Genomic DNA, 11615 nt, shown 5'->3' with positions numbered 1-11615 from the left:
CACCTGCACCGTGCGGATATAAATCCCCTTTTCTTTCAGAACAGGGACGAGCGCCTGCACCATGGCGCGAAGCGCCGCCTTGTCCATGGAAAGGGGCAGATAGTCGATATAGGGCTGGAGGGCAAGACCGCCGCCTGTCACGAGGATTGCTCCTTTCTTTGCTGCAAATTCCTCTGTGACTGCCAGCTTGATAGCGTTATATGCTCCCGCCACATCTGCCCGGTAATGCTCCATCATGGTATCGGCGTTTAACATTTCCTTATCGTCCGGCGCAGTGATGCCCACATTGTAGAAAAGAACATCCGGGACACCGTAGGCCGCTATCACCTTGCGGAAGGTATCAGCAAAGACTGCAAAGTCCGTAACATCGGCAGCTTCCGTATGTACTTCATAACCCTTTGCGGCAAAATCCGACGCATATTCCTGCAAACTGCTTTCGCTTCTGGCCATCAATACGACATGGAAGCCTTCGGCGGCGAATTTTTCCGCTACGCCATTTCCCAAGCCTTTGCCAGCGCCAATTACAAAAATCGTCTTTTTCATTTCCATCTCACCTTTCTCTATTTCCTTAATATCCGCCATATAGAGCATTGCGCTCCAAGCGGGACAGTTCCTGCATTTCATCTTCTGTCAAGGAAAAATCAAAGATTTCATAATTCTCTTTGATGTGCGCCGCATTCGTTGAACCCGGCATAACCACATGACCTGCTTGCAGATGCCAACGCAGAATTATCTGTGCCGGACTTTTGCCGTGCTCCTTGGCGAGTTTTTGTACCACAGGCTCATTGAACATCATCTCTGTTTGTCCCCGCCCGCCCAAAGGGAACCAAGATTCAAGGACTGTGCCGCAACTGTCAAGATACTTTTTGAGTTCCACATTCTGATGATGAAGATGGGTTTCAATTTGGTCAACTGCCGGGGGAATTTCAGCCATTTTTAAGATGCGGTCAAAATCCTCCCGAAAGAAATTGGAAAGCCCGATGGAGCGTACCTTGCCAGCTTTTACCGCCCTTTCCATCGCTTGGTAAGCTTTTTCGTCATTCGCTGCCGGATAATGCAATAGCAACAAATCTATATAGGTAGTTCCCAACCGCTCCAGACAAAGGTCTATGGAGTGCTCTGCATCTTCGTAATCGGGTGTCCAAAGTTTCGTAGTGATAAAAATTTCCTCGCGAGGTACACCGGAACGATACTTTCGTTGCATTTTCTTTTGCAGCCGACTCACCTCCCAGGCCGCACCCCGCAAGCCCCAGCATGGAAATTGCAACCAATCCGATGAATTTCGAGATTTTCAAAAGTTTCATTCCTGTACCTCCCTCTGATTCTTCCACTTATTTCCCGCTAAAAAATGTATGGCAAGCGCAACCAGGGAAGTGGCTACCGCCCCTGCCATGACCGTGCTCCATCTGCCGAGATTCCACAGAAGCGTGGCAAGACTGCTTCCGATTGCGCAAAACAGAAAGTTGCTCACCACAAAAGCTGTATTCAGACGGCTCCGTTCCGAATCGGACAAGGCGAAGATTTGCGACTGGCAGAGTATGCCCACGCCTTGCACCGCCAGAGAAAAGACGGCGGCAACCAGGAGAATCGCCAGTACCGAGGTCGCAAAGATGGAGGACAGCCCCATACTGACGGCACTCATGCCGATAAAGACAGCCAAGCCAATGCGCCCCAGCCCCTTGTCCTGCAACGACCCCAAACGTGTCCCGGCGATAGCTCCGGTCAGCCCTGCCAGACTCACCAGACCGATCTGGAATGTACTGTAGGAAAAGGGAGCGGCAGACAGCAGGAAGGTCAGGGCCGTCCAGAATAAATTGAAGGCTATACCGAAAATCATGCCCTGTTTCAGCAGGATGGACCTCATCTCCGGGTAGCGTTTCACGGCAGTAAACACACCGAAAAGGAGCCTCCCGTAAGAAATTTTCCCCTGGGCCGGAACCTCGGGCAAATAAAGACGAATCACGGCAAACATCACAAAATTCAGCGCTGCCGCCATAAGATATATGACGCGCCAGTCCCAAAGGTCTGCAACTAGCCCGCTGAGGAGCCTTGAAAAAAGGATTCCCGAAGTAATGCCGGAAGTCACAATTCCCACCATGCGCCCCCGCATGGATGCGTCTGCCAAGTCTCCCACCAGGGGCAGGATAATCTGCCCGGACACGGTGACAAGCCCCAGTGCTCCCAAGGCTATGCACAAGGCCCCGAAGGAAGGCGCAAAAGCGCACGCCAGCAAAGCCACTATTGTAAGTACCATGACGACTGACAGCAACTTGCGCCGCTCCAGGACATCTCCCAGCGGTACAATCAGCAAAATTCCCAAGGCATAGCCAAGCTGGGTAGCTGTCACCAAATACCCTCCCTGAGAAGTGGATGTACCAAAATCCCCGGCAATCGCGGAAAGAAGCGGCTGCGCCCAATACAGATTCCCGACGGCAAGGCCTGCTGCCACGGAGAACATGATCGCCATCCCCGTAGAAATTCTTACATTGCTTCTGTCCAAAAGCCTTACCTCCAATCACTATGTCATCAGCTTATGTGCCTATCATACACGCCTTTTCTTTGACAAGGAAGATACCAATATGTTAACATGGCGTTAAGAAATACTTAACACCATGGAGGTAGCTGCCATGCTCCAGCCATATATCAAGACCTTTCTGCAAACAGCGGAAAGCGGCAGCTTTTCGGCTGCCGCTCATCACCTTTACATCACCAAGGTATCGGTGATGAACCAAATAAACGCACTAGAAGCTCATATCGGCGTGCCTCTCTTTGAGCGTACCAGCCAAGGGGTGATTTTGACCGAGGCCGGCAGGTCATTCAAGGCAAACGCAAAAAAACTCCTGCGCCAGTCGGAGGATGCCATCCGCAAAGCGAGAGAGCTAGGCGGTCTGAAAGCCCAGACAATCCGCATCGGCACATCCATGATGCGCCCTGCCACTCCGCTAGTGGAGCTATGGGAGAGCATCGATGGAAAGTATGATGTACAGTTCAGCGTCATTTCTTTCCATGACGGCTCCCACGGACTGAGCGAAATGCTTAACTCCCTGGGAGATACCATTGACTGCTTTGTTTCCCCCTGCGGTTCCACGGCCATTTTCATGAATTACAATTTCCAGCCTTTTGGCTCCTGCAAGGTTTGTGTTGCCATGTCCCGCAAGCACAAAATGGCAAAAAAGAAAATCCTCCGCTGGGAGGATTTGGAGGGTGAATCCCTTATGCTCTTGAAACGTGGGGAGTCATATGTGCTGGACGAACTGCGCGACGATATTTTAAGTCATCATTCGTCCATCCAGCCTGTAGATATCGACGGCTATTATGACATCTCGTCCTTCAATCTCTGCGAACAGCAAGGCTACCTGATGGAGACCCTTGATATCTGGGAAAAGCTCCACCCCTCGCTCATTACCCTTCCTGTTCGCTGGAATTACGAAATGCCTTACGGAATCCTTTACGCAAAAGAACCGTCTGATGCGATGAGGATGTTTGTGGATACGATAAATGAATATTTGCTAAAGCAGGCATAGAGCTCATATCACCACACGCATCCCATCCCGGAACACCACGGTCATGCCACCATCCGCGCCCACCGTCACATAGTCCACCATCGCGCCCCACAGCCGCTCATCGAACTCCGTCACCAGCCGATTGAATGCCGTGACGAAGGCCGCTTTGATTTCCTCCTCGGTGACATGAGGCGTTTGGCATTTTTCCCCGCTATACCCATTAATTAACTAATTAATTTCCTATATGCCGTAGCGGGATTCGATTTGAGTAACTCCAATATTTCAAAAAACTTCTTATGGTCGTTCAAATATACCATGGCGGCACTGTAGGGCCAGTTGGCGGGTGTGTATTCCAACCACAGGTCTTTTCTGTGCTTGGCCACTGCGATATAGCTCTTATCGGCATGGCTTTTCATCCATGAATATGCAAAATAATCTGCCAATGACTCCGTCAGCTGGTGCTTTCTTTCCATAGATATTCCCGTTCTGGGGCTGGCATCCTGCAAAAAGGCCCTTTCATCCCATATTCGGTGCAGGGAATGAAAAAATTCATGGGCAAGCACCATGCTAAAAACACTTTTATATTCATTCTCCAAATGAAATGTGCAGCAATATTCCTTCACTGCCTCATGGTATATGAATACACTGTAGCCCTTTTTAATGGATTTTCCCAACTGCTTATCAAAGGGGCCATTCCCTTTAGGAATAACTATCACTTCGTCTGAAATATATACAGGTGGCAGCCATTCCTTGCGCTCCCTCAGCATTTTTTCAAAAGAATCATTGGGAAAATTCGCCATCATTTTATAGAAATGGTCCCTTATTTTCAACAGCTCATTTTCTAAAAATGAATCAATATTACATGTAAACATCATAAATCCAATATATTTTACTTAACAAACATAAAACAGGCCAAATACCCCAAAAGCTATGAGTAACTGGCCTGATTTTTTTACCCGTTAATATCGGATGAAACTACATTTTCAAGAGCATCGCCACATTTTCCGGGCAGTATTCTATCTGCTCTGACCAGCGGCGTATGGCTTCAGGCAAATCACCCGTAATGGCAGCTACTATAAAAATATATTCCGTGGATATATCTGTATAAATCAGCAAATCATCCAGGCTGTAATTACTGAGCTTTTCCAGCTGACGGTACATTATATATTGATATATATTCTGAAAAGTCTGTTGTGGCATTATCCTTCTATAATCCTCAAGAAACTTGGGATTTTCCCGGACATATTGCTGATATGCAGCAATATCTTCCCGCCACTTATCATCAATGGGCTCAGTAGCTCCCATTATTTCCAGAACCTCCAGAGCATCCTGCTGGGAAAGCCCCGGACGAAATGACTGCTGCTCCCTTTCCATATCTATACCCAACAAGTCCAAAAGCTCAGAGAAGCCCAGCTTGCCACCTTTACCCTCAATGATAAATTCCAATGAACCAGCCTGCAAAAGCAACCCACAGGAAACCTCACAGCTAAGACCTACCCCCGCCAGCTCATAATCATTGAGGACTGTATAGAAACGGGGATGATTGGTGCATATCTCGCAAAGAATTTCCTCGCCTGCTGACAAAATCAGCTTACAGAGGCCATCCTCCTGTAAAAATGGGCAAGCCCCATTTTTTGCAAGTCCAAAGGAATACACACCATTTGCGCTGGATATATTAGCCCGTAGTTCATCCCCCAGACTTCCTTCAATTTTCAGATATTTTTCCGCCGTGGCATTGTCTATATCTATCTCCCAGCCCTTACAGCAGGAATGGCTGCAATCACTGGCTATACAGGAAAAATCCTTATAAAATGACGGATAAACTGTATTCATCCCATCACCTGCTTAATTCAGGGCTTCCTTCACTAATGTATTGACCATCTTTCCATCAGCACGGCCTTTAACCTTTGGCATAAGTGCCCCCATTACCTTGCCCATATCCTTTGGTGATGAAGCACCAGTCTGCTCCACAGCCTCTTTCACCAAGGCACGTACCTCATCCTCAGATAACTGCTGTGGCAAATATGGCATCAGAAAAGCAATCTCGGCTTCATTCTGGGCTACCAAATCAGCCCGTCCGCCCTTTTCGAAATCTGCGATGGAGTCCTTACGCATCTTAACTTCCTTGCTAATAACGGCTATTACAGCATCATCGTCCAGCTCTACCTTGTTGTCAATTTCCTGCTGCTTAATGGCCCCTCTAACCATGCGAATAACTGCCAAGCGCTCCTTTTCCTTGGCCTTCATTGCTTCCTTCATATCATTTGCCAACTGTTCTTTAAGTGACATATTATGCACCTCCAAAAAATTAAAGACTTTAACCACATATAAATATAGCGATTAAAGTCTTTAAAATCAATATTTTAGTATTCAGCACTTCCTTTTTTAATGAGAACTGCCAGGTAATACTGTTTTAATACGCTCCGTAGATATGAAAACAATCACAGCTGAAATCCGCACGCTTTCATAGGAAGTACATTACCCTCCAATATCGTAGTTGCCTGTTCCTTATACTTACTTGGTACTTCGATACGGAAAATATACTGTTTTTTCGTCCCCCATATATTTCCCGGATTTAGATTACTACAGCATCCAGCAATTGGTGCTTCCTCAGACTCAAAGGGTGTATATTCTATTCCGTTTGACTCCAACAGATTTCTGGCTTTCACCCAATCATCCTTATCCCTTGAACGATATACCACGGTTTTTCGCCAATTAAACATATCCATCCCTCCCACACCTGATACAATTAAACAATTTAATAAAAATCGATGTTTTCAAAACATTAATCAGACACAATATTCACTGGATTTCCGGCAAAGAATCCACGGACATTATTCGCTAATACCCCAACCAGGCGCTGTCGGGTCTCCATGCCCTTCCAGCCCATATGCGGCGTGATAATAACATTATCTAACGTAAACAGAGGATTGTCATCAGCAGGAGGCTCGATCTCCTGTACATCAAGGCCAGCACCAGCAATTTGATGATTCTGCAGTGCCTTAATCAGCGCACATTCATCTATTAAAGCTCCTCTTGAGGTATTTATCAGAAAAGCGGAGCTCTTCATCATAGCAAGAGTCTTTTCATTAATCATGTGATGAGTTTCAGGTGTCAACGGGCAATGAAGGGTAATGAAATCACTGGACTTAAGAAGCTCGTCCAATGACACAAATTTCATGTTGTCCTCATCCTGATGATGTCTTCTGGCACTGCAGAGAACCTTCATATCCATTGCCTGAGCAATACGAATGACTTGACGCCCTATGTTTCCTGTTCCAACCACACCAATAGTTTTGCCATTCAGCTCTATATGAGGAACTTTAAGATAATCAGTAAAGTTGCTTTTATCTCCTTTGTCAAGCATTTTAATCTGTGTCTGCATCGTGGACGCAAGATTCAACATCAACATGACAGCAGTATGCGCCACCCTGTGCGAACTATATGCCGGAACGTTGCATACCTTGATTCCACGTTCTCTGGCAGCATCCAGTGCAATGTTATTGTAACCAGTTCCCGCTTCACAAATCAGCTTAACGCTGTCAGGAAAGCTTCTTATCATTTCGGAGGTCACAGGCAATTCTTTTGTTACCACGACGCAGGCATCTTGGATCCTATCAATGATTTCCTCCTGGTTACTATCGTCAAAGGCAGTTACATCAGGAGACAGTGCAGAAAAATCCAGCTTGCCGTCATAATTCATTTTTCCAGCATTTAAAACTACTACTTTTTGATTCATCATAGCCTTTCCCTTCCTTTTCCGTCTTTTTCTTTTAATTCAATATTGTTCAACTCTCACAAATATTATTAATTGAAATAGCTTTCAATATTATATTAACATGTGAAAGGGACTCCTCTCAATTAGATATTTTTTATTTTTTGCTATTTGGCTAATAATTATTCATCGCAACTTCACAATAACGCAAAAATCCTAGCAAAGCTTAACACCCTGCTAGGATTATTTAACTTACATATTCTACTGCCCCGACAAATCACTACCCACCTAATTGTCCATAACAGGTAGTTTTATGACCATTACAGTTCCATTATCAGGTAGATTTTCTGCCTTTATAGAGCCATCATGGATTTCTACAAACTGTTTGGCTAATGCCAACCCGATACCTGAGCCGCCACCCAACCGACTTCGTGATTTTTCGCCACGATAAAAATGATCAAAAATATACGGCAAATCAGTAGGAGCTATCCCCGGTCCCTCATCGGCTATTTCAACAAATACATTTCTTTCATCCTGATACGTTTTAATATGAATTGTGGTATTAGGATAAGTATAGCGTATAGCATTGGAAATCAGGTTATAAAACACCTGATTCATCCGGTCTGCATCCAACCACAGACTAGTTAAATTTTCATCTAACTCTAAGTCAAAGCACAACTGTTTTTCCTCTAATAGTGGAGTGAGCATATCCGTTGCCCGACGCAAAAGAAGATTTAAATTCGTTTCATTTTTGTGTAAATCTAACTGACGAACTTCAGCCAATGAAAGATCCCGTAAATCGCAGACCAGCCTGGTAAGACGCATAACCTCCTCCTGCATGGAAAATAATTTTTCCGGTGAGGCAGGCGAAATACCTTCCAGCATATTTTCCAAATGACTGTGTAATATGGCCAAGGGTGTACGTAGCTCATGGGCCATATTAGCCAAAAACTCCCGCCGCAGTTGCTCATTATTTGCCAGACGCTCCGACATCTGATTAAAAACCATCCCCAGCTGCCCCACCTCATCACTGGACGAAATATCAACCTGCTGATGAAGATTACCCTGACGAATACGATCAGCAGCCCTACTAAGCTCGTAAAGTGGCGTTGTAATCCCCCTAGACCATAAAAAGCTAACTACCAATCCGATAAAGGCAAATAACAGGCCAAACCAAAGCAGGGAATGATGTACAGAATGAAGAAAGCTTTGCTCGGAAGCCCCCAAGGTTTGTGATGATTCAGCGATTCCAGGTTGCAGAGCCAAATATTCCTGAAACAGGGTTTCCATCTGCCAATTGGCAAGCTGCACAATCCCAAAGGTGGTTAATATAATCAGCAGAAAGGTCATTCCCATGATACGATATCGCAAACTATGCATATTAGGCATTGACTCCATCTCCCATCTTATAACCGATACCATAAATCGTTAAAATATAACATGGCTTTTTGGGATCAGGTTCTATTTTTCGCCGTAAGTTCTTGATATGAGCATCAATGGTCCGTTCATAGCCATCAAAGGCAAAGCCATGACTGTTTTCCATTAACTGAAGACGATTAAATGCCTGATGTGGATGCTTCATGAAGCTTTCCAGCAAGCTAAATTCTATAGGCGTAAGGTCAATAATCTGTCCATTGCGCTTTACGATATGTTGAGCCATATCCAAGGATAAATCACCGATTTCCAGCAGAGAAGAATGAACTGTTGATAATGAACCATAGGCACGGCGTAATAAAGCCCGCACCCTGGCTACCAGCTCGCGGGTACTAAAGGGCTTAGTAATATAATCATCAGCCCCGATTTCCAGCCCACTTAGCTGGTCAGCTTCTGCATCCAATGCCGTCAACATTATAATTGGCACCGAGCTGTTTTCACGTATTCGCCGACATACCTCATATCCATCCATTCCAGGCAGCATAATATCCAACAAAATGATATCCGGCTGATGCTCAGTCACTTCCATTAATGCACTTGGACCACTCATAGCAGTATAAACCTGGAAGTTTTCCGTGGCAAAATATTCTGAGAGTAGCTCAATGAGTTTACTATCATCATCGACAATAAGAATTGAGTACGAATTCACAATAAACCGCCTTTCTCTTTCATAAAGGGAAAATACCCAACGGCAAGCTGCTGTTGGGTATTTGGGGTAAATTTATTCGTGGGAATGGCTTCCATGACCAGAGCCATTGGAATGGTCATGAGAATGCATAGGCATTTCCTGCTGTGCCACTGGCTTCAAATCGTTAATAGTAGGATCAACCATACCGAAAATCATCGCCACATGGCTGACAATCAAAAAGCCAATCAACAGTATAAAATGAGATTTGGTGCGCTCCTTTAATGAAGCATTTCTTTTAATTATACCAAACTCCAATAAGGTAATGCCAAGCAGAGGGACTATACCGCACAGATATGCACCTACAGCTACCACATCAACCCAACCACGCCATTCAATATGTGGAACCACGTTTGTGAGCAGATAGATGAATACACCGGTAAAATAAATGCCAGTTATTTTACCCAACCATGTATTAATCGTTTTCCATGAATTTTCACCTGTATCCTTTAGATACAGCGTATAAAATTCCGTTGCCACCAAAAATTCCGCCAACCCAACTGGTATAACCATGAATAATATTAAATTCCATGGCTGATTCGTCATTAAAAGCTCCATATAATTTGTCATAATCTACACTCCTTAAAACTTAATTTTGCTTGCAGATTTATTGTAGCAAGCAAATGTGCAGATGATATGGAGGGAATATGAAGAAACTGTGAAGATTAATATAGCAGCAATTCTTTAAACGACAAAATGAATACCCGAAACTATCCACAGCTATAAAAGCAGGTATTTTTTTAACCTATTAAGACATCATCATCGGACTGATCACTATCCTTTGCCCCATAATCGATATAATCCTGCAACCGCTCATTAAACTTCTGAAGCCAGTCAGCGGTTACAAAGCTCCGTATGAGCTCCCTAACCTCATAGGTATCCGCCTGACCGTAGATCTCTGACAAAAAGCCCATTTCCACAGCCTTTTTGATATGTCGGTTAACCTCATTATCAAACTTAGCTTCATTGGTGGCGGCTGGATAAAAGGGCTTCAATCTCAGCTTTATATCCTCAAATGAAAGCACCAAAATACTGTCACCATTGGAGGCATCAAAATCTCCCAAGCATTTACGAAGCTGTACCAATAATATACTAAGGCCATAGCTTAGCTGATGACGTGGCACCAACCGTGGTAGATTATCATCATCATTTTGCTTCACATAGGCATAACCAGCATTATCATCCACATAAAGAAGTAAGCCAATCCGGGCCACATATTCCTCCATGCGGGGCTGATTATCCTTAATGATATTCCATATATACGGCTGGGTGCGCTTATCCACCACTCCCTTTAAAATTGTAATCAGGGCCCGGGAATAGTCCATATCCTTTTCTTCAGTCAACGTATCTTCCATTCCTTACCCCTCACTTTTATAAAAAATAATCTTATCCATATCCACCTGAATATCCACGGCATTTACATTTTCCATATCCAGAAGCTGACGCTCACCATCCACAAAGCTGCGGCTGTCACTGCTGGCAATTACCAGATAATTAAGAAGCTCTGTCAGGCCCTTGGTAAGCGGGTGCTTTTCCAATATCTCGCTTAAGGAAACCTTTTCCTTGTCCCCCATGACATCAATGATATTTTCCTCCAGCACCTTTCTGTCCACATATACCTGTTTGAAAAGTGCCTCCACAGAGCCCTGATGACTTCCCTTTTCAATGGCACTGCTTTCAATAACAGGCTTTTTGGGTGGCACAAATAGTGGCCTGTCCATAATAAAATCAAAGTACGGGGCCGACTGATCCATTTTGGCAAATTCAGCATCTCTCGGAATATTGTCTTTTATGGAAATCGCCTTATCCTCCACCTGTTTGATGAGCTCATAAATATACCGCTCCTGCTCCAGATATCCCTCGTCCACATATTGACGTATCTGGCGTGACAAGTTGCTGACTGTATCCATAACCTGTCTGGCAGCTTCGGACCACTGACGGCGGATATGACGCATATCATACTGCTTTTCCACCTGTTCAATGCCCTGAATTTTCAATATTCTTCCCAAGGCCTCATCCAATTCTTCCCTGGAAGACTGGTTCATCAAATAGTCCCAAAAAGCCCCAAAGCTTCTGCCCTGCTCTGAGTGCTGTATATAATCCCTGTCCTGGAAAAACTTTTCCAAAAGCTCTCCCTTGCCCTTTTTCCAGGTAACTATCTGCTCCATAAGACTACGTTCCAGCTGGCGAAAATTTTCCTCTACCTCGCGGAAATCAGCCAGTATGCTTCTGGCGGTTTCGGCGGCATGAATATATCGGTCCTTTATTTGAACATCAT

14 protein-coding genes are annotated in these 11615 nt (G+C 44.8%); 1 reads left to right on the top strand and 13 read right to left on the bottom strand.

What is annotated here, in order from left to right; genetic code table 11:
- The 3 genes from ACKI5G_RS09755 to ACKI5G_RS09745 form a co-directional block, all read right to left on the bottom strand.
- Positions 1 to 582 (bottom strand): SDR family NAD(P)-dependent oxidoreductase (locus tag ACKI5G_RS09755; RefSeq protein ID WP_407399898.1); only part of this gene is annotated, 582 nt, incomplete at its 3' end.
- A complete protein-coding gene (locus tag ACKI5G_RS09750; protein ID WP_407399897.1) occupies positions 569 to 1225 on the bottom strand; it encodes an aldo/keto reductase in 657 nt (218 codons plus the stop codon). The genes ACKI5G_RS09750 and ACKI5G_RS09755, both read right to left, overlap by 14 nt.
- 75 nt (positions 1226 to 1300) lie before the next feature.
- A complete protein-coding gene (locus tag ACKI5G_RS09745) occupies positions 1301 to 2500 on the bottom strand; it encodes an MFS transporter (protein WP_407399895.1) in 1200 nt (399 codons plus the stop codon).
- 127 nt (positions 2501 to 2627) lie between these two features.
- Between ACKI5G_RS09745 and ACKI5G_RS09740 the strand changes: the two genes are divergently transcribed.
- On the top strand, positions 2628 to 3524 hold the full coding sequence (locus ACKI5G_RS09740) for a LysR family transcriptional regulator (RefSeq protein WP_407399893.1): 897 nt from the start codon (positions 2628 to 2630) through the stop codon (positions 3522 to 3524).
- A gap of 203 nt (positions 3525 to 3727) precedes the next feature.
- Here ACKI5G_RS09740 and ACKI5G_RS09735 read toward each other — a convergent pair whose 3' ends face one another.
- The 10 genes from ACKI5G_RS09735 to ACKI5G_RS09690 form a co-directional block, all read right to left on the bottom strand.
- Entirely contained in the window at positions 3728 to 4306 is a 579-nt protein-coding gene (locus tag ACKI5G_RS09735; protein WP_407399891.1) for a hypothetical protein, read from the bottom strand.
- Positions 4307 to 4478: 172 nt separating this feature from the next.
- Entirely contained in the window at positions 4479 to 5336 is an 858-nt protein-coding gene (fliB, locus tag ACKI5G_RS09730) for a flagellin lysine-N-methylase (protein WP_407399889.1), read from the bottom strand.
- 12 nt (positions 5337 to 5348) lie between these two features.
- Positions 5349 to 5792 carry a GatB/YqeY domain-containing protein gene (locus tag ACKI5G_RS09725; RefSeq protein WP_027396981.1) on the bottom strand — a complete coding sequence of 148 codons (444 nt, stop codon included), beginning with the start codon at positions 5790 to 5792 and terminating at the stop codon, positions 5349 to 5351.
- 152 nt (positions 5793 to 5944) lie between these two features.
- Positions 5945 to 6226: a hypothetical protein gene (locus tag ACKI5G_RS09720; RefSeq protein WP_407399887.1), complete on the bottom strand. Its 282-nt coding sequence runs from the start codon at positions 6224 to 6226 to the stop codon at positions 5945 to 5947.
- Between the two features lie 62 nt (positions 6227 to 6288).
- Positions 6289 to 7245, bottom strand: coding sequence for an NAD(P)-dependent oxidoreductase (locus ACKI5G_RS09715; RefSeq protein WP_407399885.1), 957 nt, complete (start codon positions 7243 to 7245; stop codon positions 6289 to 6291).
- Positions 7246 to 7506: 261 nt separating this feature from the next.
- Positions 7507 to 8607, bottom strand: a complete 1101-nt coding sequence (locus ACKI5G_RS09710; RefSeq protein WP_407399883.1) for a sensor histidine kinase — start codon at positions 8605 to 8607, stop codon at positions 7507 to 7509.
- Positions 8600 to 9301: a response regulator gene (locus ACKI5G_RS09705; protein WP_407399881.1), complete on the bottom strand. Its 702-nt coding sequence runs from the start codon at positions 9299 to 9301 to the stop codon at positions 8600 to 8602. The genes ACKI5G_RS09710 and ACKI5G_RS09705 overlap by 8 nt, the downstream gene beginning before the upstream one ends.
- Before the next feature lie 72 nt (positions 9302 to 9373).
- Complete coding sequence (locus ACKI5G_RS09700; protein ID WP_407399879.1) at positions 9374 to 9907, bottom strand: DUF6803 family protein; 534 nt, start codon at positions 9905 to 9907, stop codon at positions 9374 to 9376.
- 170 nt (positions 9908 to 10077) lie between these two features.
- Complete coding sequence (locus ACKI5G_RS09695) at positions 10078 to 10692, bottom strand: DUF4194 domain-containing protein (RefSeq protein WP_407399877.1); 615 nt, start codon at positions 10690 to 10692, stop codon at positions 10078 to 10080.
- A gap of 3 nt (positions 10693 to 10695) precedes the next feature.
- On the bottom strand, positions 10696 to 11615 hold a 920-nt coding region (locus ACKI5G_RS09690; protein ID WP_407399875.1), incomplete at its 5' end, for a DUF3375 family protein.

Origin of the sequence: Anaerovibrio sp. (assembly GCF_045637405.1) — a bacterium.
In the GTDB taxonomy this organism is placed as follows: domain Bacteria; phylum Bacillota; class Negativicutes; order Selenomonadales; family Selenomonadaceae; genus Anaerovibrio.
The sequence above is the reverse complement of the archived record's forward strand: the minus strand, read 5'-3'. Positions and strand labels throughout refer to the sequence as shown.